Annotated in this window: 21 protein-coding genes and 2 pseudogenes; 3 read left to right on the top strand and 20 right to left on the bottom strand. The window is 56.2% G+C overall.

Features of this window, described 5'->3' with window-relative positions; translation table 11 throughout:
• From WA354_RS03775 to WA354_RS03725, 11 genes are all read right to left on the bottom strand, one after another.
• Positions 1-2173 (bottom strand): carboxypeptidase regulatory-like domain-containing protein (locus tag WA354_RS03775; RefSeq protein WP_472811674.1); only part of this gene is annotated, 2173 nt, incomplete at its 3' end.
• Positions 2174-2216: 43 nt separating this feature from the next.
• Positions 2217-2531, bottom strand: a complete 315-nt coding sequence (locus WA354_RS03770; RefSeq protein WP_472811673.1) for a hypothetical protein — start codon at positions 2529-2531, stop codon at positions 2217-2219.
• Between the two features lie 338 nt (positions 2532-2869).
• Positions 2870-5467 carry a TonB-dependent receptor gene (locus WA354_RS03765; RefSeq protein ID WP_472811672.1) on the bottom strand — a complete coding sequence of 866 codons (2598 nt, stop codon included), beginning with the start codon at positions 5465-5467 and terminating at the stop codon, positions 2870-2872.
• A 147-nt stretch (positions 5468-5614) separates the two neighbouring features.
• The gene (gene nikR / locus WA354_RS03760) at positions 5615-6076 is read right to left on the bottom strand and encodes a nickel-responsive transcriptional regulator NikR (protein ID WP_472811671.1); all 462 of its coding nucleotides are present in this window, start codon (positions 6074-6076) and stop codon (positions 5615-5617) included.
• A 75-nt stretch (positions 6077-6151) separates the two neighbouring features.
• Positions 6152-7432 (bottom strand): aminotransferase class V-fold PLP-dependent enzyme, encoded by a 1281-nt coding sequence (locus WA354_RS03755; RefSeq protein ID WP_472811670.1) that lies wholly within the window; start codon positions 7430-7432, stop codon positions 6152-6154.
• 166 nt (positions 7433-7598) lie between these two features.
• A complete protein-coding gene (locus tag WA354_RS03750) occupies positions 7599-8084 on the bottom strand; it encodes a cytochrome c-type biogenesis protein (RefSeq protein WP_472811675.1) in 486 nt (161 codons plus the stop codon).
• A gap of 17 nt (positions 8085-8101) precedes the next feature.
• Positions 8102-8440 (bottom strand): c-type cytochrome, encoded by a 339-nt coding sequence (locus tag WA354_RS03745; RefSeq protein ID WP_472811669.1) that lies wholly within the window; start codon positions 8438-8440, stop codon positions 8102-8104.
• Between the two features lie 34 nt (positions 8441-8474).
• Entirely contained in the window at positions 8475-9389 is a 915-nt protein-coding gene (locus WA354_RS03740; RefSeq protein WP_472811668.1) for an SCO family protein, read from the bottom strand.
• 96 nt (positions 9390-9485) lie between these two features.
• Entirely contained in the window at positions 9486-10175 is a 690-nt protein-coding gene (locus tag WA354_RS03735) for a superoxide dismutase (protein ID WP_472811667.1), read from the bottom strand.
• A 303-nt stretch (positions 10176-10478) separates the two neighbouring features.
• Complete coding sequence (locus WA354_RS03730; RefSeq protein ID WP_472811666.1) at positions 10479-11033, bottom strand: response regulator transcription factor; 555 nt, start codon at positions 11031-11033, stop codon at positions 10479-10481.
• A complete protein-coding gene (locus tag WA354_RS03725) occupies positions 11011-11208 on the bottom strand; it encodes an ATP-binding protein (RefSeq protein WP_472811665.1) in 198 nt (65 codons plus the stop codon). Before WA354_RS03725 ends, WA354_RS03730 begins: the two co-directional genes overlap by 23 nt.
• On the opposite strand from WA354_RS03725, the gene WA354_RS03720 reads away from it, so the two are divergent.
• Positions 11127-11750 carry a DJ-1/PfpI family protein gene (locus WA354_RS03720; protein ID WP_472811664.1) on the top strand — a complete coding sequence of 208 codons (624 nt, stop codon included), beginning with the start codon at positions 11127-11129 and terminating at the stop codon, positions 11748-11750. The genes WA354_RS03725 and WA354_RS03720 overlap by 82 nt on opposite strands.
• A gap of 564 nt (positions 11751-12314) precedes the next feature.
• Here WA354_RS03720 and WA354_RS03715 read toward each other — a convergent pair.
• Positions 12315-12428, bottom strand: a pseudogene (locus tag WA354_RS03715) (transposase zinc-binding domain-containing protein); the annotation flags it as partial.
• Here WA354_RS03715 and WA354_RS03710 point away from each other — a divergent pair.
• Complete coding sequence (locus WA354_RS03710; protein ID WP_472811676.1) at positions 12409-12708, top strand: hypothetical protein; 300 nt, start codon at positions 12409-12411, stop codon at positions 12706-12708. The pseudogene WA354_RS03715 and the gene WA354_RS03710 sit on opposite strands and share 20 nt — an antisense overlap.
• A 108-nt stretch (positions 12709-12816) precedes the next feature.
• Here WA354_RS03710 and WA354_RS03705 read toward each other — a convergent pair whose 3' ends face one another.
• From WA354_RS03705 to WA354_RS03680, 6 genes are all read right to left on the bottom strand, one after another.
• Positions 12817-14088 (bottom strand): Gfo/Idh/MocA family protein, encoded by a 1272-nt coding sequence (locus tag WA354_RS03705; RefSeq protein WP_472811663.1) that lies wholly within the window; start codon positions 14086-14088, stop codon positions 12817-12819.
• 86 nt (positions 14089-14174) lie between these two features.
• Positions 14175-15110 carry a sugar phosphate isomerase/epimerase family protein gene (locus tag WA354_RS03700; RefSeq protein ID WP_472811662.1) on the bottom strand — a complete coding sequence of 312 codons (936 nt, stop codon included), beginning with the start codon at positions 15108-15110 and terminating at the stop codon, positions 14175-14177.
• 278 nt (positions 15111-15388) lie between these two features.
• Entirely contained in the window at positions 15389-15859 is a 471-nt protein-coding gene (locus tag WA354_RS03695; protein ID WP_472811661.1) for a hydrogenase maturation protease, read from the bottom strand.
• Between the two features lie 67 nt (positions 15860-15926).
• Complete coding sequence (cybH, locus tag WA354_RS03690; RefSeq protein WP_472811660.1) at positions 15927-16658, bottom strand: Ni/Fe-hydrogenase, b-type cytochrome subunit; 732 nt, start codon at positions 16656-16658, stop codon at positions 15927-15929.
• A gap of 4 nt (positions 16659-16662) precedes the next feature.
• The gene (locus WA354_RS03685) at positions 16663-18375 is read right to left on the bottom strand and encodes a nickel-dependent hydrogenase large subunit (protein WP_472811659.1); all 1713 of its coding nucleotides are present in this window, start codon (positions 18373-18375) and stop codon (positions 16663-16665) included.
• A 6-nt stretch (positions 18376-18381) separates the two neighbouring features.
• On the bottom strand, positions 18382-19470 hold the full coding sequence (locus tag WA354_RS03680) for a hydrogenase small subunit (protein WP_472811658.1): 1089 nt from the start codon (positions 19468-19470) through the stop codon (positions 18382-18384).
• A 431-nt stretch (positions 19471-19901) separates the two neighbouring features.
• Here WA354_RS03680 and WA354_RS03675 point away from each other — a divergent pair, with 431 nt between their 5' ends.
• On the top strand, positions 19902-20429 hold the full coding sequence (locus WA354_RS03675; RefSeq protein ID WP_472811657.1) for a superoxide dismutase family protein: 528 nt from the start codon (positions 19902-19904) through the stop codon (positions 20427-20429).
• Positions 20430-20530: 101 nt separating this feature from the next.
• On the opposite strand, the gene WA354_RS03670 is transcribed toward WA354_RS03675, so the two are convergent.
• A complete protein-coding gene (locus WA354_RS03670) occupies positions 20531-22132 on the bottom strand; it encodes an MFS transporter (RefSeq protein ID WP_472811656.1) in 1602 nt (533 codons plus the stop codon).
• A 540-nt stretch (positions 22133-22672) separates the two neighbouring features.
• Positions 22673-23395 (bottom strand): annotated as a pseudogene (locus tag WA354_RS03665) (M61 family metallopeptidase); the annotation flags it as partial.

Genomic DNA, 23395 nt, shown 5'->3' with positions numbered 1-23395 from the left:
CGTGATCGATTCGGAAGGGAAATCCGCTTTGGCCCACCGTAGCTCCGGCTCCGGCTGACTGGGGAGGGAAGAAGCGAGCGGCAACGGATGACGCTACAAAATAGGCACTGAAGCCACGAACCACCGGCACCTCTGCGCGAATGGCATAGCCGGGAATCTTGGAGTTATGCCAGTCGATGGGGAAGGTGATGGGTGTGTTGCCCAGAACGCTAAAGTCGAACGCGTTGTGCGTGTATTTCCAGATGTACTCCCCACTGACCACAGCATGCCTTCCGAAGGCCTGTTGCAGACTGGCGTGGAATTCGTTACGGAATCCTGGTTGAAGCGTTCCCGCAACACCCGGCGTGCAGAGGAGCAGCGGCGCCAATACTGCGTTCGAGCACCCACTGCTGGATAACACCAGATTCTCATTGAAGGGAGTTTCCAGAGTGCGCGCGTAAGAGACGCTCAGCACGGTGCTGGAGGGTTTGATATTGTAGGCAATCCCCAGTCGCGGTTGGGTCTGGTTGGCATCTGTGAGGCCGTTATACACGTCTTCCCGAAGGCCCAGGTTGAAGTTCCAATTGCCGGCCTTGATCTGGTCTTCGATATATAGAGCCAACTCCTTCACGTCTGTGTGGCCAAAGTAGGCGTATTCCGTGCCCGTGCGCGTGAGGTCATATGGAGCAAGAACGGGCAGGTAGGCAGGATTCGGAAATGACGCCACACCGTCGCACTCCGATTGATTGGCGTATCCGGGCAACGGGTTGCCGTTTACGTCGACGCACGGAGCATTGTATGTGGGATCTACAACGCCAAGATAATCGTGTTCGCGCAGGAAGGTTTGCCCGTATTGTGCACCAATCTTGATGTTGTTGATGCCTTTCGAGTAGGAAAGATCGGAGTGAACGGCTGTATTGAGGAGGGTGCGGTTTTGGGAAATGGAGGAGGTTTGCAGATTTGGCGGCCCCAAATCAGCGAGGGGGTTGTTGCTTGGGTAGTAGTTATAGAAGTCCTCACGCACCCAAGCGCCAAAGTTGAGTACTGCATTGTTACTGATGACCCGCGTGTAGGTGGGAGAGATGTTGAACGTTCCAATCTTGGATCGTTGGTCTGTGTCGCCGACGTCGGCGAAGGTTGGGTTGGCGCTTGTGCCTCCGCTCACCACGTTTTGAATATTCAGATTATCGAAGGCATTTGGGGTCTGGAACCAGGAGCGGCTGTAGTTGACGTTCAGGTGGAGGGAATCCTTCGGGGTGAAGCTGTAATCCACGCGATCGAAGAAGTTCTCCTCGTTGCCCTTGTCGTGAAAGACGGTGAATTCCGGCGGGTCGAGAAACCGTCCCGTATTCAAACCGTCGGCCTCGAAGAAGTTGCCCCATTTCTCACCGCCATAGGAGAGATCGAACCCTACGGTCGCCGATCCAAAGCTTCCGTACGACGCATTAATCTGCCCGGTGGGTCTCGTGATTCCTTGTCCGGACCGAGTCGTCGTTACGATGACGAGACTCGTCTTTCCGCCATATTCCGCGGGTGGAGCTCCGCTGATCACCTCCATCGATTGGACAGCGTTCGCGGGAAGCTGGTTTGAGAAGACCTTGCTCTGTTGGTCGGTTATCGATTGACCATCAATGGAAAACGAGTTCGATGCGTGATCGCCCAAACCATGAAAGAGGCCGTTCGAGTCTGCAGCCACACCGGGAGTGGTGAGAGTCACAAGTGAGCTCAGCGTGGAGGATTGGCTCTCAAGGGGAACCTTGATGAACAGATCACGATCCACGTCAGTGTGAAATGTAGGATCGTTCTCGATGAGGTCTCCAGCGGCCTCAACTGTGACGGTGCTCGAGGCGTTACCGACCTGGAGGGCAAAACTTGCGTGAACCACTACCACCGAACGCACATCGATATCCTGGACCGCCGATGCAAAGCCTGTCTTTGCCACCGTCAGGTGGTAGGAATTGAACGGCACGTTTGGGAACTGATAGTGGCCCGAGCGATCGGTGATTGCCGTTCTTGAGTACTGGCTGACTGGATCGAGAATCGTGATCGTGGCGCCGGGAATTACCGCTCCTGAAGGGTCTGTAATCGTTCCACTGATTGTGCCGGCATTTCCTGATTGGGCATAGGTGAAGGCGGCCAGTTGAAAAAGAAACGCAACTGGAAAGAAGATGGCAAAACGCACGAGCGTGCGCATGGACGACCTCCGGGGAATCTGCTGAATTGTGAGTTTGACCCGCTTAGACGGAAGCAGGTTCAGCAGGAGGAGGCCGGCTGTAAAACGAGAAAACAAATGTATTGCGGGGGGCTGGCCTGGCAGGAATTTCAATGTCGTCCGCGTGCTCGGTTGGAGCCGGAACAACTACAGGCGCATAAAGCACAATGCCGGTGTGAGCAACCAGGCAAAGTGCGCAGTCAGCATGCGATGCGCCGATCGCATCGTGGTGATGAGCAACCTGGACGGTCGCGGTGTAAACAACCAGCAGCGCACAGATGATCCCGAGCAGAAGACTTCGGGGACTCCGCGAGCGGGATGTCGTTTGCGACCGGGGCATGATGTCTGGTTGAAATCAAAAATCCGGGACTGACCGGCAACAGCTCCCGCCGGGAAGCACAGACGCGGTAATTCCATATAATATGGCGGACTTCATTACCTGTCCAGAGAATTGCCCCGTGCATACGACGCAGAACAAAGAAAGGGTCACCTTTCCCGCATCCGCCACATCAAGGGCCAGGTGGAAGCCCGGAACGGTTGCGCGAAAGCGAATCTGGCTGTGAGAGATCTTGCAGCTTGTTGAGTAGTGCGAGCGCGTTGAATGGCTTCATGGCCCGAACTGATTGACGGGCACCTCCGCCGATTAACGCAACACGGGTCGGATTGCCGCCGAGCCACTCAGAAGGATCGTCCTAACCAGAAGCGCACCTGAAACGGTTCGACGGGGTGAAAAACGTCTGTGAATGCCGGCGTGAGTGTTGGCGCTATCTGGGACGTGTAGGCATAGTCGATGTCGTGATCACTCCGGTTCAGCAAATTCAAGAATTCGGCCGAAACGCTCCATTTCTCGCCAATGTGATAACCGACTTGCCCGTTGAGCAAGACCGTTTGACTTGACTTATAAATTCCGTCAGACGTCAAATCGCGCGGGCCAAAGTAGCGCAGGCGCAAACTGGACGAAAAGTTCTTGTAATCGTGCATTGTAATGCCCGAAGAAATCACCACCTGAACCGCTTCGGGCACAAGCTTGCCGCCCGGACCGCCCTGTTGCCAATTTACGGTGCCATCCGGGTTGCCATTTACGGATAGGGGCACATTCAAGACGTACTGAGTCGAATCATCCGGGTCTATTTGCGTAAATTGGGCGCGGGAGTCGGCAATGTCAAAATCGAAAGCCCAATGTTCTGCCGGTGTGTAATAGTTCGCCCATTCGATGCCATAGCGCTTGCTCGACTGCGCTGAAGCAGATGTACCCCCGGTGTCGCCATCCTGCTGCAGTTCGGAATTACTGTGGAGATACCAGAGCGAAAGGGTGCTTTGCAGATGAGGAACGGCCATCGTGCGCACGCCGAATTCTGCGCCTTTGGTCTGGACCAGGGGCGGGATCTTTGCGACGAGTGTACCTGGGTAAGGATTGTCCGGCGAAACCGGTTCCACCTGTTGTGTTGCGCCGCGCCCGTCGTTCGAGTGAAAACTGAATCCGCCCTGGGCATAGAACTCAGTATTGGCCCACGGGCCGAAGATCAAACTTGCCTTGGGGCTGGGCAGGAACTTGGTGGCCGAGCCGGAATTGGCCGCGTTCACCGTGGTGGTAGTGCCGTCGGGCAAGGTGATTATGTCGGTCGGATAAGCCAGACTGGTAACGACAAATCTTTCGTTGTCGCCGCGCAGACCAACGACCGAGCGGAATTTATTCGCCCACTGGATCCTATTCTCCCAATATGCGCTGCCAATCAGGTCGGTAAAGTTATCCCGCTCCGTGGTCGCGGGCAAAGTGGGGCAGGTGGTGTTGGGAACAATGGTAGTGGTGGTGGTGCCGTCGGGCAAAATAACGGCAAGAGTGATATTGGAATCGGGGATGTTGACGCAGTAGGGAAATGTGGTGCCGGTGAGGGGGAAGAAACTCGCGCCAGTTGCGGAGTAATCCGTTTTGGTCGTGCGCACGCGATTCTCTGAACGGTAGAGGCCGTTGTTGATCCAATCGTTGCGGAGTTGCAGGCCGAACGTATTTGACATCTTGCGGGCGGACCACGTGCTGAATAAGGTATGCTGTGCGTCAAATCCGCCGACCCAGCGCCTGTCCTGCTGGTTGAACTGGTCGCCTTTGTTGTAGTCCACCAGGTGGTAAGTGAAATCAGAAAATAGATTGAGATCGTAGTAAAACAAGTAGGCCGTGATACTCGACTCGGAATTTGTGCTTTGGCGATGCCACTCACCCTGCACACTGTAACGCTGCGAGTGGCCGCCATCTGTCGTGTTCAGTGCGCCGAACGGACCCACGAGGGGCACAGCGGTAACGGGGATTTGATCGCTCGAGTTCCATTTTCCGTGGTAAGTGCGGGCTGTGATGCTGAAACCGTTGACGGCTCCGCCCTGGCTGTAAGTCAGGATGCCGTTGATTTTGTTATAAGCATCTGGATGCGTCCATGGGCCGTTATCGTAATACTCTTCTCCGCCGAACATCAGAGTGCCTGGGCCGAGCTTTTGCGATACGCCCAAGACAGCGCGCCCATAGGTGTACATACCGCCTTCCACCCGGAAGAAGTTCTGCGGTAGCGTCTTGAAAAATTCAAGATGAGCCGATCCAGCCGAGCCATAGTTACCCACATCAGCGTAGTAAGGACCTTTCTCGTAATTCACCCGCTTCACAAACTCCGGGATGACGATGTTCATGTCCGCGTATCCTTCACCGTGCGCGTGGGACGGCAGGTTCAGCGGCATATCGTCGATGAAAACGGCGAAGTCCGTGCCGTGGTCGAGATTGAAGCCGCGGAGAAAATATTGGTTTGCCTTCCCGCCGCCGGCGTGTTGCGTGATGATGACGCCGGGGACCGTCTCCAAAACTTCTCCCGAACGAAGAATCGGACGATCTTGGATTTCCTTTGCGCCCACCGTACCCTGGGTTGCGGATTCGGCAATTCCGATGAGGTCGTCCTCTCGTCCCTGCACGTTGATGGTGGTGCTCACCGCGCCCACAACGAGAGAGATGCGCAGCGGGGCTGGCGCCCCGGCGGTCCCTATGGTGACGGCGATTTCTTTGGTTTCAAAACCGGGGTTCGATACGACGAGTCGATAACTACCTGCTGGGAGTGCAGAAATAATGAAGGAACCCTCTCGATCCGACTGCGTCGAGCTTTGCACGGAACCATCCGCGCTTCGAACCTGCACTGTTGCCCCTGCGATCACTGCTTCAGACGTATCAACGACTGTTCCGGAAAGCTGAGACGAATAGGCCTTATCTCTGCTGGCGACCGGCGTCTTCTTCTGCGCGGCCACGTTCGCAATCCCGGTTTGCGCTGAAGCTGCCGTTGCAGCGAAAAAAATTATGGCCAAAATGCAAAATAATACTACTGGTATTACGAACATCAATTTGGTGCTACTGGCTCCCACAACAAGGTCCTCTTTCGAAGTCGACTAGATGCATCAATGTTTGTGAGTGTGAGACTTTACATTCCTGAGGTGAGTATTCCCCGACGCGGGCTGCGTAGACGTCATTACGAGACGGCCATGCTGCACGCCCTTCAATCCGATCAAGCGCCCTGCGAACTCCTCGACAAGCCTGGATTTCCCATGAACAATGAGGACTTCCAGGCAGGAGTCATGGTCGAGATGCGCGTGACTAGTCGAGACTACTAGCTTGTGGTTTGCGTGCTGAATCTCGGTCAGCTTCTCCGTCACCCCATGGGCGTGATGATCGTAGATGAGTGTGACCGTGCCGACTACGATCGCACTCGGAGTTGCCGTCTGCTCGGCGACCAGGCGATCCCGAATCAGATCACGGAAAGCTTCAGACCGGTTGGTATAGCCCAGCCGGGAGATGAAATCGTCGAAGCGTTTGAGAAGATCGGAATCGAGTGCAACTCCGATTCTGCTGAGGACGCCCATGGTCACTCCTTAAAAAATCGCTCTCCATGGGGAAAAATAAGAATAACACGATTCCTTGATTCGTGCCACGATCGATCAAATCAAAACTCGATACTCCTGCTTGATCGCCTCTACGATCCGATCAAGCTCGGCAGTCGTGTTGTAGAGCGCCGGAGTTACGCGCACTGCAGCCTGCTGTGTAATCCCTCGGCGCGCAACCGTCAACACATTGTGCTTTGCAAGCAGTACGTCCTGCACCTTCTTCGCCTGTTCAAAGGTGTGCAATCCTTGTAACCGAAACGAAGTGGTGGCACCATACCGCTCTGGATCATCAGGCGTGAGGATTTCGATGCCCTCCACATCTCGGACACGCGAGACCCAATAGTTTCGCATGTGCTGCAAACGCGCTTGCTTTCGCTCGATCGTCAACCGGTTGTGGAACTCGACGGCCGTTGGAATCGTAAGCGTAGCCGCGAAGCTATAGGTTCCCGAATAGACGCGAGAACTGATGTCATCGGGCGGGTCCTCACGATTGCCGAGGCAGATGTCAATGTCAGCAAGCCGGCTCTTGCGAATATAGATGGCGCCGGTGCCGAGCGGCGCGCCGACCCATTTGTGCAGACTGATGCCGGCAAAGGCCGCATCGATCTGTTTGACGTCCACGGGCATCTGTCCAACTGCCTGCGCGGTATCGAGAATGCAATCCACTCCATGCCTGCGGCCGATAGCGATGATTTCCTTCACCGGATTCACCAGCCCGGTTCGGTGACAAAGGTGCGTCACCAGCATCAGCCTAGCTCTGGGGGTATCGCGAAGCACCTTTTCGTATGTGGCGAGAATATTGCTCGTCGTGGCTGGCTCGGGAGGCGCAAAAGTCACCACGTTGACGCCTCTCCGTTCTTTGAGGAACAACATGGTGTTCTGCATCGAATCGTAATCGAGATCGGCGAAAAGAATGTTGTCGCCCGGTTTGAGCTGGTTGTAGCCCGCGATCAGGTCCTGCAACGATTCGGTTCCGCAGCGTGTCAACGCTATCTCATCAGCTTCGGCGCTGATCAGCTTTGCGACTGAGGCTCGCACCTTCACCAACTCAACCGGCAGAGACTCATCGGCGATCACGCCACGCACGAAAGGAACGTTGCGACGACTCACGTACGCAAGCTTCCTGGAGTACTCCTCCTCTATCGGCCTGGCCATCACGTTCCAGTAAGCATTCTCGAGATTCGTGATGCTATGGTCCACGTCGTACCACTGGGTGAAGCTCGTCTCTTCCGCGCCAATCGCATCAACAACAGGGCGGAAGGCGTATGCTCGAATCGCGTTACTGGCTACGATGGACGATCCCGCAGCCTTGAGAAATTCCCGTCGATTCTTCAACTCTCAATTGCCTCCGCGATTACGCTTCAATGTTTCTGTTCCGTTGTATAGATGGACGCTCAGACCTGAGCCGGACCAAGCCAGAGTAAGAAGACAGCTAAAATCGCCATCTCGACACCATGCGCATGGCCCTGATCCGTTCGCGGTTCCCCATGGAAATTGCTGGTCATTGGAATTCATCGCTTACATCTCTTCGGATCTTTTCGATAACTCCGGCAGGGACTGCATCTGCACGAATGATCTGCCTTGAGCTTATCTCCAAGGTCCTTGTCCGCATTGTTCGGCCCATTCTGAAAGCGAGCAGACCGAATGCAGACAGGACGACAATGATTGGAACACCGAAGGCAATCTGTCCCGCCCCGCCATCAGGCACGACGAGAATGGTCTCGCCGTACTTCGCTTTGTAGTACCTGACAATGTCCTGGTCGCTTTTGCCCACGAGCACCATATCTGTGACTTCCTCGCGCATCTGCTCTGCTTCCGCGCTCATGTGCACTCTGATGGTTTGCGAGTAACAACAGGGAGCCATGAGCTTGTCTTCCAATTTCACAATTGTCTTTGCTTCTCTGGTGTCGGCGTGAGAGCGCCTGCAATGAGGAGAGTTGCGATGAGGTGCACCATGTCGCGTTCCTTCCTTTCTACTTGAGGAGATCCGATGTTTTCTCGAACTTATCTCCTGTGCAGGTAGGCGATGATGTCGTCGATCTGGCCGCCGCTCAAACGCCCATTAAAGGCGGGCATGGTGCGTTTGCCGTTGATGATGACCTCACGCACAGACTCATCTGTCGCCGTGGTTGTCCCGTCCGGAAGATTGTGATGGGAAAAGATTTTGTGCAGCTTCGGAGGCGCCTTAATCAAGCCCAGTTGGTTCTCCTCGTGACAGTCGTAACAGTTGAGGGAGTAGCAGGCCTGGCCTCGCTTTTGGGATGTGCTCAGAGTTTTGGAGCAGCCGGACACGCCTGCGAGAGAAGCGATGCCAATCAGGCTCGCTATGAATACGAGGCGCATTCGACTGATCTCTACATCTCGCGCCATCCTGCTACTACCTCATCGCCTTCAAAGCGGAAGACCGGACAACATCGTCGGGGTTCCAATCGCTTCCGACCCAGGTCTTTTCAACTTTGCTGTCTGGACCGACCGACGTGGTGGCCATGGTATGTGTAATCTGATTGTTCTCTTCGCTGTATTGGAGCCCAAACGCCTCGGCCAGTTTCTTAAGATCGCCAGAAGTTGAATCGGCGAATTCCCAATGTGAGAATCCGGCAGCATTATCACCCAGGTAGGCAAGCCCGTATTGGCGGAGCACAGCGGGCTTGTCGTTGGCCGGATCGAGGCTGATGCTGATGAGATGGCTTCCGTCGTACACTTTTGAATCGCGTGCCAGATTGTTATTCACTTTCGCAAAATGACTGGTAATCAGTGGGCAAGCTGTAGGAAGAGGGCAGCGTGTATAGATGAAAGTAACCAGCAACGCCTTGCCGCGATAGTCCTTGAGGTGGATCGTCTTGCCGTCCTGGTTTACGAGCGGCAAATCGGGGACCGCCTCTCCCACCATCAATTGGTGCGGCAGCATTGCGGGTAGTAATCCGCGCCGGGCCTCACTCGTAATGACCACCGAGTCAAGCAGGTAGTCGTCGCTGTCCGAGTGCACAAGAACATCGGCGGATATCTCGTCGCCCGGCTTCAGCTTTTGGAGTTCGTTCGGATCTTTCAGCTTGTAGACCATCGTCATCGCAGGCATGAATCCGGGAATTTCGCCATGCTGAACCGTTATTCCCTCGGTGGCAGTACTCGTAGCCAAAACCAGTCCGTGAAGGTGATATCGATCGACCGGCGTATTCGTGGGATGAATCTCAACGCCCGCCTGCCCCTCGGAGGATTTGTGACAGCCAATGGTGAAAATGAGAAGAACATTTGGTATCGCTGCCGTGCATACTGCGTACTGACGGGAGTACAAAGCACAATCTCCTTATGGGTTGTTGGACGAACAAGTTAGTGGGTCCGACGAAGAGTCATCGCGACACTAAGAGGACGCTGGTTTCATCCGCGGGCTTTATGCACTTTGTAATTTCTCCGCGACGGCATACTGCCCGCTCACAAAATCCCAGTTCACGATGTGAAAAAAGGCGGCCACGTATTCCGGGCGACGGTTTTGATACTTGAGATAGTAGGCATGCTCCCAGACGTCGATGCCGAGAACCGGAGTTCGACCATTGCTCAGTGGGCTGTCTTGATTTGCTGAGGACTCGATTTGCAGTTTGCCACCTGAGGCAAGGGTCAGCCATGCCCATCCGCTGCCGAATACACTACCGGCCGCCTTGGAGAATTGTTCTTGAAATTTGCTGAGACCACCGAACTGCGCGTCAATATCTTTGGCCAGTTCTGCCTTGGGCGCGTCGCCGCCGTTCTTGGAGAGTGTTGGCCACCAGAAAGAATGATTCGCGTCGCCTCCTCCCTGGATGCGAATGGCGGTGCGGACCTGTTCAGGAACAGAATCGAGATGCGCGACCAGATCCTCAACGGTGCGGCTAGCGAGATCAGGGCGGCCAGCCACAGCGGCATGCTCTACATAGCTGGCATCGTGTTTGTCATGATGCAGGTGCATCGTCTGGGCATCAATATACGGTTCGAGTGCATCGTAGGCGTACGGAAGCGGCGGCAACACATATGGCCCCGTCATGTTTGCCTGCGCGCCTATGGCGGCTTGGGAAAACCCAACCCGGCTCAGAGCCGCGCTCGACACCGAAAGGCCAGCAGCATATCCAATACCATTCAGAAACGATCGACGATTCATTGGGCCTCATTACTTTTAGACGATGTGGAGATTTGGGGAACAGACGAAGAGTCGGGCTCGGCAAGTCCACGATCCGGACCAGCCGTTATACCAGCGCGCCAATCCCTCTTGGTAGTAACTATATTTGCCCGACGGCGGGAGCGGCACTGCGGCAAATTGTCGCAACCACAGGCCACCGCATTCTTGAGTGAATTGAACACCGCTGAATGCAGAATCCGTTCGCCTGAACGAGCTGATGAAGGATGGAGGGGCTCACCGCGCAGGGGGATACTTGGATAGTTTTCGTTGGAGTGACCGGCGGTGAATCCCGAGCGCGCGAGCAGCCTGAGAAATGTTCCCTTCGCAGTCGGCTATTACGCGCTGGATATGTTCCCATTCCACGCCAGCCAGACTCGGAACTTTCGGTGTTCGTGTAGTGTTTGATCCAGATGCCGACAGGGCCTTGAATGCAGCAATAATCTGATCGGCATCGACCGGTTTGGTCAGATAATGGTCGGCTCCGCCACGTACCGCCTCAAGAGCCGTAGCGATGCTACCCCAACCGGTGAGCATAATGAGGGACATCGTTGGATCCAGCGGGCGCAGCGCGCGGACAACGTCAAGGCCATTTTCGCCGCCGAGACGCAGATCCACGATCGCAAGATCAGGTGCATTCTCCTGGGCCGCACTGAGTGCCTGCGTAGTATTAGCTGCAAGAAAGACCTCCCATCCTCGCGCTTCCAGAGCACGGCCAAGCCGGCTACGAAAGATCTCATCATCGTCGGCAATGATGGCCGAAAGCTCTTCATGCTCCAGGTTTGTCTGCAAGCGGCAACTCCAGGATGGCAGTGGTTCCTTGATTTAGGTTGGAATCGAAAATCAGGGCGCCTCCCATATCCTCCGCGAAGATTCGCACGAGAAATGTCCCCAGGCCCATTCCACGTTCCGGCCGTTTGGTCGAGTAGAACGGCTCGGCGATGCGATGGAGTATTTCAGGCGCCATGCCAATGCCGGAGTCCTGCCAGCGAGGCCACCAAAGCCTGGATTCGAAATGCGACCAAGAGCACCGATGTTACGATGTCCGTTTGCACCGGCGCGTTTGTGCTTGCGAGCACCGGTTTGCTTTCTGGCAAGGCTGCCACCACGCATCACGGCGCTTACGTCGACCTTGCGATGCAGTATCCGGACATTCATGTTCAGCGTGGAGCCCGCTGGGTTGAATCGGGCAATTTAGCGACCGCCGGCGGCCTCACATCTGGAATGGATCTCGCCTTCCGGGTGGTGGAGCGCTACTTCGGCCGGGATGTAGCAAGCCAGACTGCCACGCTGCTGGAGTATCAGGGCCAGGGCTGGCTGAACCCGAATTCCAATGCAGAGTTTGCCGGACCCATCAACCAGACGGCGAATCATCCTGTCTGCGCTGTCTGCGGCATGGAAATTGATCGATCGCTGTCGTCGACTTACAAGGGAAAAACCTACTATTTCTGCGTGAGAGAGCACAAACAAATCTTCGATGCCTCGCCAGAAAAGTTCGCCGCCAAATGATAATTCTCTCCGGGTTTAGGCGATATTGCTGCATGTGCCTCCTTACCACTGGGAGGTGAAAGCCCCCATGGTCGATTTGCTCGCCGACTTCGTTAAGGAGTCCGAGGGGTTGGCCGCTGCAGAGAACGTCTGACCGTTTTCGGGATGACAGACTTGTGTCGCAGCCTTGCTCGCTCATTTTTTGGTTGCGCCAAATTCAGTCAGCATTTCGGCGAAATGTCCAAGAGAACACGATGCGAAAGACCGTGATTAGCTGCTTGTCAGTTCTGCTGATCCAGTTCTTAGTTTGCTCGTCAGCATTCTGTGTCGATGCCGCACAGGAACCTGACGGCAAAATTCTGAGTTCGAAACCGCGATCTCCGTTGCCCAATTTCGAGTCTATGGACGAATTCGGTCGCGGCTATTTCCCGAGGGCGGTCTACGAGGAGGCACGCGCGCAAAAGGAATTCGACATTCAGGAATTCACTTACGCCAGCGACGGTCTCCCGGTGAGTGGAATGTTAATCAAGCCGAAAACACCCGGCGCCCGAGAATGGCAAGTGATTATATTCGCTGTGCCTAGCGCTTCGGACAGCAGCGCGAACGGCAGGAGTTATAGGAAATGGGTGCCTCGTACTGACAGCCTTCACACTTATCCTTGTGGCCGCCAAGAGCTCGAGTGCGGCAGCGCTCCACCGCCCAGCATGCGCAGCCCTGTGCCGCCGGCGGGCAGGAAGCTGTTGTTTCTAAACAAAAGCTGATCGCTCCCAGGGGTTGCTTCGCCGATGCCACCGAACCCGACACACCCAACCTGTACGGCAAGCCCATCGTGGGCGCGCTCGCTGGAGCAGGCCCCGCAGCCCTTACCGGGTCGCTCGTCGTTCGCTGTGGATACGGTCTCATCTTCAACATCAATGCGGTTCCGGCGGGGTTTGCAGCGCTGCTCGTATTCGCCTGTCATTTGCCTTCAAAAGTCTGACAATCCGGGGCCTCTCGTTGAGCCAGAGCCGGACGCGGCAGTTTCGCTGCTCGTTCGATCGACTCAACCGTTGGAACCCGCGAATTGCCCAGAAGGGTAAAAAGCCCTTCAGGCAAATTGATCGAGGCTGAAGCCTAGCTTGTAGTTCTCACCGTGCGCGAGCAAATCTTCCCACGTCACTTCGCGTTTCTGATAGCCAGCCATGCGGCCGAGCATGCAGCTGAGTGCCGTCTCCACGCCCGCGGCGATCTGGTTGTGCACTGGTCCTGAGACGATGCTCGCGATGAAGGTGCGCTCTTTGTCGCGGTCTGCGAATTGAAGGTTGTCGAGGAACGCCCCATTCGCAGCAAACTTTCCCGAGCCTGGCGCGGTTGAAGTGGAATCCTGGTACGCCCAGGCATTTGCGCCGGTGATGGAGATAGGGCCTGAGTAGGGGCAGGTCGCAGAACCGATGGCGCCGAATAGCTTGAGGCCGGCATCGAAGACGTTGTCGGCGCCGAATTGAGTCGAAGCAAAAGAGAAGTGCACGTCATTGGGATAAGTGAAGTCGACCTGGTAGTTATCCCAGCAATCGCCGTAGTGGGTGAGCACGTTGCGGCCGCCGGTGGCGGTGGCCTTCAGCGGATGCGCGCCGAGCATCCAGTTGCACAGATCGATGATGTGAATGTTTTGCTCGACGAGAATGTCACCCGAAAGCACGCGATCCCAGAGCCAGTTGCGCAGGCGGTATTCATCGGGCCCTTCGCCTTCCCGCTTCTTCTCGGTCGATGCCGGTGCGTTGTAGTTGCCGGAGACGGTAGCGATTTTGCCAATGGCGCCGGCTTTGATTTTTTCGTCAAGTGCGGCGATGGGCGGGGCATTGCGGCACTGGAAACCCACGTCGACGCTCTGATTCGGCTTCACTCGCTTTGCGATTTCGAGAGCCTGCCTGGTCTGCGCCACATCAATACCAACAGGTTTCTCGCAATAGACATGTTTGCCCGATGCGACGGCAGCTTCAAGATGCAGTACGTGGAAGAATGGCGGCGTCGAGATCTGGATCAGGTCAATATCCTGCGACGCGGCGAGTTGTTCGTAGGCATGCGGGCCCTTGAAAAGCAGCTTGCTGTCGATGGCGGGCTGTCCGAGGCTCGCGTTGAGCTTGTTAAAGTGATCCTGGCCGGCGGCGAGGTTATCGGGAAACAGATCAGCCAGCGCGACAACGCGCGCTGAGGTATTCTTCGCAAAGGATGTGGCAACGCCGGTGCCACGATTGCCGCATCCCAGCAGTCCGTGGCGCACTGCCGAGTTTGCTTCGTATCCAAATACCGCGCGTGGATTGAGCAAGAGCATGCCTGAAACCACCCCCGACCCTGTCTGCAAAAACTCCCGACGATTCATGTGTCCTCGCAACCAATACAAAGTTTGTAACAGGGCATGACTTCAATCATGCCGAAAAGCGGAAAAGAGGCGTCGGGCTATAGCCCTCAGGCTCTGACCTCATCCAATATCCGCTCCAAATACATCTTCTCGTTCTTTACGTCTTCAATCTGTTGCGGACCGGACGTCTCACGCTCGATCGTAATGGCACCCGTATAACCAAGCTTGTGCAACTTGGTAAAGACTGTCTTGAAATCAACGAGACCTTTGCCGATCAAAACCTCTTCGCCAAGTTTGCTGGGATCGGTTGGCCACTTGCCATCCTTCGCGTGAACGCTGCGCACATGTTCGCCGAGGATGTCGACGGCATCGACAGGATTCGCTTTGCCGTAGAGGATCAAATTGGCGGTATCGAGACCGACGCCGAGGTTTGGCATGGCAACGTCGCGAATCATCCGCGACATTGTCGTAGGGGTCTCCTGTCCGGTCTCCATCAGGAAATATTGTCCGTTCTCCTGGCAGTGCTGCGCGACGCTGCGAACAGCCTCAACGCTGCCCGGATATAGAGCGTCCGCCGGATCTTCCGGAATAAATCCGCAATGCGTCTGGACCTGCTTGATACCCAGCAGCTTCGCAAAGTCCGAAACCTGTCGCAGCGCGTCAATGCGCGCCGCACGCGTCTTGGGAGGAACAAGTCCGATCGTGGAAGGACCTTTTTGAAAGTCCCATTCCAGTGGCGGCGGACCTACCACTTCGACCGTGGTTGCAACCAGGTTGTACTTCGCGAGCAGAGCCCCAATCTGCTTTGCGGCCTCCGGCGTGAACTTGTTGATGTACCCGTCGAGGGAAAGGAAACAGTTACTGAAGCCCATGTCGCGGACGCGCTTGATGGTTGCCTCAGCGTTTCCGTAGGGGCTGATGAGCAGACCGAGCGCCATCGGACTCAGTCTCGGGATGTCGGGTTCGGCGAAAGATGGAATTGGATGAATCCCTGTTGTGATTGCGGCGGCAGCAGCAGTACCTAAAAATGTACGACGATCCATGGAGTTCCTTTCTCTGGAACAGCTTTGGAGGAAATCTCCGTTTTGTGTAACGTATGAAATCTAAGCGGTTTGGCTGCGTCTCTGCAAGTGCCATAGAGATTTGCGTTAGACGTGGTGTCGAATATTTCGAAGGGGATGGAATGAAGATGGATGCAGCGTCGGACGAAAAAACAGCGTCAGCAGGGGCTAAAAAGCCCATTGCGTTTTGGGCTGCTGTTGGCATGACTGAAGTCATGCCCTGATACAAACCCGACGTAGCGAGAGGGTTTTTGGGACAGCTATGCAGACGGTGCGTTCAACTCTTCGAGGATGCGGCGGACGGCGTCTTCCGCCGCCTTTGCGAGTGCGGGCGAAAGGTCCATCGAGATCGGCTGCCTTGGATCGATGGTGATGGCATAGAGCACCACCTCGCGTTCGCCGCACTGCATGTAGAAGGCGTCCAGTAGATCCTTCACGCCGATGTCGTGTGCGGTCAGGGTTGGGGGATAGTCGGCGGAGAAGCGGGGCGTAGTGCGCGTCACCGTTCCTGGAGGATTGCCGTCATTTGTGGCATCGATGAGGATGATGTGGCCGGCGTTTTGCAGCGGTTCCAGCAGAACGAATCCGCCGGTGCCGCCGTCAAGGGTCTCCACGTTTGCAGGGAGGGGATGTTTTTCAAGGGCCCGGACAACGTGTACGCCGACACCTTCGTCGCCCATGATTACGTTGCCGAGCCCCAGTACCAGGGTTTTCTTCGCGTCCGTGCTCACCAATACCTCACTCCACTAAATTCGATCTCTTGAAGAAGGTGAGCCGGAAGGTTTTACTCCCCACTCCCTATTTCTTGTCCTCTGTCGGTTTCACGCGGTCAAACTTCCATCCGCCCACAATCGAGGAGATGGTCCCGCGTCCCTCAATGTAGTCGTGATAGAAAGCAAGATACACGTGAACGATGATGAACGTAACAAAAAACCAGAGGAATAAGTGGTGCCAGTAGCGGACTCGCATCTCCCCGCCCATTAACGGCACGATCCAGGTAAACATTCGCGGTATGAACGAATTGCTCATGCTGGAGTAGAGAGCGAAGCCCGTAATCGACTGCGCCACAAATGCCAGGAAGGTGAAGAAGTAAATGAATCCGGCCAGTGCATTATGCCCGGTTGAGATGGGCCCATGCAGCTTTGTCTCGAACACGTCGGCCTTGATCACGTCGACGATCTCCTGCCGCTGCGACTTCTTCAGCGGGAAGAACGCATCCCACCGGGCGTACCTGTTGCCCACAAATCCCCAGTAAAGACGAGCCAGGAAGTTGAAAACATACACGTACGCGCACAGGAAGTGAATAAAGCGAACCCAGCCGAACCAGTAGAGCTGGTAGGATTCGGCCGCGTAGAACACGCGTTGCGGCGCTCCAATCAGATAGCCGGTGATGCAGAGGAGCACCAGTGCGATTGCGTTGATCCAGTGGTATGCGCGTACCGGCAGTTCCCACACGTACACCCGCCGGTACTCCGCCGGATGGGCGCCATTTCCAAGACCCGATTTGCCCGCGATTCCAGTCGTACTCATAGCATCACTCGAAGGAGATCTGGTTAAGGTGCCGACCCTGCGGATCGTATAAGTGCACGGCGCAGGCAAGGCACGGGTCAAAAGAGTGAATCGTCCGAAGGATTTCGACCGGCTCATCGAGCTTGGCCACCGGCGTACCAATCAACGAGGCTTCAAACGAAGAGTGCTGCTTCTTGGCGTCGCGCGGAGAGCCATTCCAAGTTGTCGGAACGACAAGCTGATAGTTCTCGATCTTGCCGTCCTTGATCTTGATCCAGTGCGCAAGAGCACCGCGTGGAGCTTCGACGAGACCTACACCCTCAGCCTCTTTCGGCCAGGTGCTCGGATCCCACTTCTCATTGTTGAAAGTCGATGTTTCGCGCGTCTTCACGCGTTCCATCAGTTGGCCGTAGAACTCCTTCAGCCAGCCGACTTCAAGGGCCGCTGAGAGACCACGTGCCGCCGTCCGCCCCAGTGTCGAGAACAGTGCATCCACAGGAACGCCGAGCTTGCCCAGAGTCGCGCCGACCAGATCCTTCACCTGGGTATTGCCCGAAGCATAGGCAACCAGCAACCGCGCCAGCGGACCCACTTCCATCGGGTTGTCCTTCCACCGCGGCGTCTTGAGGAACGAATACTTCTCGTATCCTTCCAACGTCTCAAACGGCGGCTGCGGACCGGAGTACTTGATCTCCGTCTCGCCTTCCCACGGATGCAAGCTCACTTGATCGCCGCCCGCATAGGTGTACCACGACGAAGCGATATATTCCTTGATCTCCTGCGAGTCCTTGGGATTGACCGGATAAACCTGGCTCAGGTCGCGATTGAGTATGGCGCCGCGCGGATACTTGAAAGCCTCAGGCTTGTTGTAGCCCTGAGTCGGATACTCACCGTAGCTGAGATAGTTCTTCAGTCCGCCGCCCCACTTCGCCCAGTCCTTGTAGAACGAGGCCACGGTCAGCAGATCGGGTACGTATACCTGGTTCACAAATTCGTCGGCTTTCGAAATCAGACTGCCGACCAGGTTCAACCGCTCCATGTTGATGGCGGCCACTTCATCCACGTCGATAGAGCAGGGAACTCCGCCCACAAGATAATTCGGATGCGGATTCTTGCCGCCAAACACCGCGTGGATCTTGACTACTTCTTTCTGCCACTGGAGCGCGTCGAGATAGTGCGCCACGCCGATCAGGTTCACTTCAGGCGGAAGCTTGTAAGCCGGATGGCCCCAGTAGCCGTTGGCGAAGATACCGAGGCCGCTGGCGGCGAATTGCTTGATCTTGTTCTGCACATCTGTAAAGTGCGCAGTCGTATTCTTGTCATAGCTTGAGTACGACTGCGCAATCTCTGCAGCCTTCTTCGGATCCGCCTTAAGCGCATTCACGATGTCTACCCAGTCCAGCGCATGCAGGTGGTAGAAATGCACCACGTGATCCTGTACATGCTGGGTAGCGGTCATGATGTTGCGAATCAGTTCTGCAGTCGGCGTCAATTGAATGCCCAGGGCATCCTCAACCGCGCGGCAACTCGCCATGGCGTGAACCGTAGTGCAGACACCGCACACGCGTTCGGTAATGGCCCAGGCATCGCGCGGATCGCGGCCGATGAGAATCTTCTCAAGCCCGCGAATCATAGTGCCTGAGCTGAATGCGTCGGTAATGACGCCGTTATCTACCACCACCTCTACACGCAGGTGGCCTTCAATACGAGTTACGGGATCAACGACAATGCGAGTCATGGCCGCTTAGGACTCCTTCTGGTCATCCGCGTGTACTTCCGCGATGACTGCCTTTTTGCGAATGTTTGTGACCACGGCGTGTGCCGCGACGCCCGCCAGCGTAGTTGCTGCGACGATAGTTCCAACCGTGTCTGCCGTGCTCTCGATACCGAAGCCAGGGAACGACGAAAGATGCTGATAGAGCGGACCGTTATCCCAGAAACCCTCTTCGCTGCAGCCGATGCAAGGGTGTCCCGACTGGATCGGATAACTCGTGCCTTCGTTCCACTTCACCACCGAACACGCGTTGTAGGTCACCGGGCCTTTGCAGCCCATCTTGTACAGGCAATATCCTTTGCGCGCATTCTCGTCGTCGAACGACTCCACGAAGAGACCGGCGTCGTAATTCGGCCGGCGATAGCACGTGTCGTGCACGCGCCGTCCATAGAATTCCTTCGGCCTGCCGAGGTTGTCGAGCGCCGGAAGCTGACCCAGCACCAAAACGTGCGTCACGATCGCCATCATCACGTCTGCAATCGGCGGGCATCCCGGTACGTTGATCACCGGCTTGTCTACCAGCTTGTGGATCGGCGTTGCATGGGTGGGATTTGGCTTGGCAGCCTGCACGCAGCCATTCGAAGCGCAACTGCCCCACGCCACAATCGCCGCCGCATCCTTTGCAACTTCCTGCAGAATCGCCTCGGATGTCTTGCCGCCGATCATGCAGTAGACACCGCCGTCCTTGGTCGGAACCGCGCCTTCAACGAGGACTATGTATTTACCTTTATTGTTTTTGATGGTGTCGTTCAGGCTCTTTTCCGCCTGGAACCCCGACGCCGCCATCAGTGTCTCTGTGTAATTCAGCGACATTACATCCAGCAGCGCATCGGCCACAATCGGGTGCGATGCACGAATAAATGATTCGCTGCAGCAGGTGCACTCCTGAAAGTGCATCCACACCACGGCCGGCTTTTCCTTCTTCTCAAAAGCCGACACGACCTGGGCTACGCCGCTCTTCGCAAAACCGGCAGCCGCTGCGGCTGCCGTGCAAAACTGCAGAAAGTCTCTGCGGCTATACCCCTTCTTCTCCATCGACTGCCAAATCGTCTGCCCCATGCCCACCTCGCTTGCAGGGCTTCATCGCCCAGCAGGCACCGGAGTTTCCCCAGGGGCCGATGATGCCGGCCACATCACATTTCGAACTCCAGTGAATGATGGCAACGTACTTAGGTTTAAACACGATCGGCTGTGAGCTTCATCACAAGTGTTGCAAATCACGTATTTTGCTTGAGTCGTGAGCAGGAATGTGATGCCGCTCACGTTTCGACAACACGAATCCAAGTCACTCTGCTAATAGCAAAGTGTCAGGTAACACCAAAACCAATGAGTACGGCGGCCAGGAAAGTGGGGGGCCTCCCGCCAATTGTGGACCGCCAATCTGGCGCATCCTGGCAAAAACCCAAGCGGGCCGTGCCTGTATCAACGACCGGTGGTGTGTGATAACATCCAACCCGTTCCACACCGGAAGCTTTCAGAGGAGGCCAGCCATGCGCTTTAGACTTTTTGTGGTAATCGCCGGGCTCCTGGGTTTTGCCGCCCTCCAGGTCGCAGCCGCCGCATCCAAATCGGCTCATGCCGACATCGTGAGTGCGAAGGGGACGCAGATCGGGACCGCGAAGATCACTGCCACCAGCAAAGGCGTCAAGATCGAAGTAAAGGTGACGCAGCTCACCCCGGGCGAGCACGGTATTCACATCCATACGGTGGGCAAATGTGAAGCACCGGCCTTCACCACCGCTGGCGGCCACTTCAACCCGACCAGCGCCCATCACGGCGTCCACAACACGCAGGACCCGCATCCGCATCTCGGCGATCTCATGAACCTTGTTGTGGACAAGAAGGGCAACGCCAAGGCGACCTTCCTCGCCAACGGCGTCACGCTCGGCGACGGCCCCAATTCGCTCTTTCACGATGGCGGAACGTCTCTGGTCATCCACGCGAAGGAGGACGATCTAATGTCGGACCCCTCCGGCAACTCCGGCGACCGCATCGCCTGCGGCGTCATCGAGAAGTAGCAGCGCGATCCTCAGTGCTTAGCAAGAATCCAATGAGGTGGTCGGGAACGGCGTGTGGACTTCGCCGCCAGACAGTATTGTCGCACTGACTTTGGTTCAGGTTAGGAGGCCTGCCCGCTCAAGCTGGATCGATTGCTGGCTTTAGGAAGCATCAGCCATGCGACCGCCGCGCTTGCGAGTGCCAGGCCTGAGCAGATCAACATCACAAGTCGAAATCCAAACACAAACGCCAATCGAATCGAATTGTTGATTTCCTCCTGTGTCTTCTGATCGAGATTGGCGGGCGCCTGCAGACCTGCAAGCTGGCTCTCATTGGATCGAAGTTCCCCAAGTACCCCCGACGGCAGAGAAAAATGATCCAGCGCACGATCGAGCCGCGCGCGAAAAGCGTAGACCATCGCAATTCCGAGAATTGCGATCGCAAGAATACCCGCGACCCGGGCGACCGCGTTGTTGATTCCAGACGCTGTGCCGACGACGTCCTGGTCCACTGAATTCATGACATCCGTCGTGAGCGGAGCCACAGTGATCGCCATCCCAAGCCCGAGCACCACTACAGCAGGAAAGAACATCACCCAGTAGTCGCGCGCAATGGCGGGCACTGCAAACAGAACGAAGCCAAGCGCCGCAACGAGGGGGCCGACGATCAATGGCCTTCTTGCTCCATAGCGCGCGACAAGTCCGCCAGACCAGCGCGAAAGAAGAAACATCAGCAGAATAAAGGGAAGGATGGCTGCACCGGCCGCGGTTGAGGAGTATTGCTGAACCTGAATTAGATTCAATGGAAACAAGAAGAAAAAAATGCCAACGGCTGAGTAGAGGAACAGAGTGAGCAGGTTTGCGCCACTGAAGCTTGGGTTCTTGAAAAGAACCAGCGGCACCATTGGGAAACTTGTGCGCGCCTCAAGCGCGGCAAATCCTGTGAGACAACCCAAACCGAGGATCAGACTGCCGAAGACCAGAGGATTTCTCCAACCCAGATTGCTTGACTCGATGAAGCCGAAGACAATGCCACCCAACCCGAGCGTCGCCAGCAGCGCTCCCGGCCAGTCGATTCGACCCGCAGCTTTACCGATGGTTTCCGGAATTCGCCACAACGAAATAACGATCACCGCCGCCGCAAGCGGAACGTTAATAAAAAAAACCCAGCGCCAGGAAGCATGCTCGACGAGCCATCCGCCCAGAACAGGGCCAACTGCGGTGGTGATCGCGGTAAAGCCGGACCAGACGCCAATCGCCTGACCGCGGCTTTTCTCGTCGAAAGATGTGCTGATAATCGCGAGGCTGCCAGGCACCAGAAGCGCAGCGCCTACACCCTGGACGCTTCTCGCGGCAATCAACACAGGGATACTTTGCGCAACTCCGCAAGCGACAGAGGCGATCGTAAACACCGCCACGCCCGCCATAAAGATCAGGCGCCGGCCAAACAAGTCGCCGAGCGAGCCGCCAACCAGAATCAGAGCGCCCAAAAACAGCCCATACGACTCCACCACCCATTGCACATCCACCACGTTTGCGTGGAAGTTCGCCTGCAGCGACGGCAGAGCAATGTTGATTGCGGTGCTGTCAATGAACGCCATGCTCGAAGCAAGAATGGTCGCTGTGAGAACCCAGGGCTTGGCCCGTTCTTCACATGGAATTTCACCTACAGCGGATTGAGCTACTGCGTCGCAGGGAGTCCTCATGGGAATGATGGATGCCATTCCGCACTTAGAGACTCTGAAATCGATTGCCCGTGACGCGAGCAGGGCGCCTCGAAATCCCCGCTTGAATATGACAACCAGAGCGTCCTGCGGTTAGACCCTCCCGCGCTTCGCCCCCGAAAAAAGCGAAGTCAAGCCCGGTTGCTCCAGTTCACCGCTAGATCACTGATTCGAAACGAGTGATTTCCATCGATCATTTGCAGGTAATTACCCGCCTTCGGCGCATAATGATCTCGTATTCAGAATCATGCCTTTATTCAAAGGAAGAGAAGCAGCCGGCGGACCTTCCAATACCGCGAAGAGCTACCCGTAACTCCTTTCCCGGGAATAATCTGCAGCGAACTCCTTTGTGGAGAGTATTTTGGAGCTGCCCCCCCTCCGCATCTCAATGAAAATAGGTAATTTCGTTCCAGAGACGGGGAGTACACCCCCCTCATCTGCGGCAGGAAAGTAGTACGCGAACTCCGCCGCGGACGGGGTAGCGTTAGCACCACTCTGCGTAAGCCCAAGCTAGGGGCTGGAAGCTAGGAGCTGGCGGCTTCACTGTCCCGCCCGTGCCTTGATCAGTTCGTCGAGGTAATCCGGCTTGCCTTCTTCACGGACCAGGTGCGGATAGCGGGGGCCATCGTGGTAGTTGATGGTGCCGGTGCGGTAGTAGTCATCGACCACCACCAGCAGCGTGATTGGCTTTGTGTTGCCCTTTGCGTCTTTGATCGCGGCGCCGAGCAGGTCTGGTGTAAAGACGCGCCCGTTGACGCCGACCACCTTCATGCCCGACGAGATTCCTGCTTCAAATGCGGTACCGCCGACAATCGAATCGGAAACTGTGCCGTCCGCGCCAACCTGCAGGCCGATGGAGTAGACGTATCCTGAATTTCCGCGCCGGCCCTCGAGTTTCGCGGGCTGATCGGTATAGGTGACCTTCCAGCCGCCGTTTTCAATTCCGCCCACTGGCGCCTCAGGCGAGGTCGAGTCAAGCCGCGTGTGCAGGAACTTTGCCCAGTCGTACGGCGCGATCGCATTGAGATTGCTGACGAGCTGGTCGAAGGTGTAGGTCTTTACTTCGGGGCCGTTGTTGGCGCCTCCATGAAACTCGTGGCAGAAATCGTCAATCGACTTCGTCCCGTGCGACTCGCGATGAATGATCGTCGCTACTTCGAGCCACAGCAGATCGCCTTCGTCGTAGTAATCGGTGCCGCGACGCCAGTTGAGCCAGCCGCGGGCGCCGTAGCCCATGCCGAACTCGGCGTCGGCAGTGTCGCG

Source organism: Occallatibacter sp. (assembly GCF_049802275.1).
GTDB lineage: Bacteria > Acidobacteriota > Terriglobia > Terriglobales > Acidobacteriaceae > Telmatobacter.
This window is presented reverse-complemented; position numbering and strand designations above follow the sequence as displayed.

What these genes read in the sequence shown, in the direction of transcription:
- cybH (WP_472811660.1), bottom strand. Translation starts at nt 16,658, where the DNA reads ATGAGTACGACTGGAATCGCGGGCAAATCGGGTCTTGGAAATGGCGCC.
- WA354_RS03685 (WP_472811659.1), bottom strand. Translation starts at nt 18,375, where the DNA reads ATGACTCGCATTGTCGTTGATCCCGTAACTCGTATTGAAGGCCACCTG.
- WA354_RS03725 (WP_472811665.1), bottom strand. Translation starts at nt 11,208, where the DNA reads ATGGCGCCTGAAATACTCCATCGCATCGCCGAGCCGTTCTACTCGACC.
- WA354_RS03720 (WP_472811664.1), top strand. Translation starts at nt 11,127, where the DNA reads ATGTCCCCAGGCCCATTCCACGTTCCGGCCGTTTGGTCGAGTAGAACG.
- WA354_RS03670 (WP_472811656.1), bottom strand. Translation starts at nt 22,132, where the DNA reads ATGGCATCCATCATTCCCATGAGGACTCCCTGCGACGCAGTAGCTCAA.
- nikR (WP_472811671.1), bottom strand. Translation starts at nt 6,076, where the DNA reads ATGGGCGTCCTCAGCAGAATCGGAGTTGCACTCGATTCCGATCTTCTC.
- WA354_RS03770 (WP_472811673.1), bottom strand. Translation starts at nt 2,531, where the DNA reads ATGCCCCGGTCGCAAACGACATCCCGCTCGCGGAGTCCCCGAAGTCTT.
- WA354_RS03745 (WP_472811669.1), bottom strand. Translation starts at nt 8,440, where the DNA reads ATGCGCCTCGTATTCATAGCGAGCCTGATTGGCATCGCTTCTCTCGCA.
- WA354_RS03675 (WP_472811657.1), top strand. Translation starts at nt 19,902, where the DNA reads ATGCGCTTTAGACTTTTTGTGGTAATCGCCGGGCTCCTGGGTTTTGCC.
- WA354_RS03700 (WP_472811662.1), bottom strand. Translation starts at nt 15,110, where the DNA reads ATGGATCGTCGTACATTTTTAGGTACTGCTGCTGCCGCCGCAATCACA.
- WA354_RS03705 (WP_472811663.1), bottom strand. Translation starts at nt 14,088, where the DNA reads ATGAATCGTCGGGAGTTTTTGCAGACAGGGTCGGGGGTGGTTTCAGGC.
- WA354_RS03680 (WP_472811658.1), bottom strand. Translation starts at nt 19,470, where the DNA reads ATGGGGCAGACGATTTGGCAGTCGATGGAGAAGAAGGGGTATAGCCGC.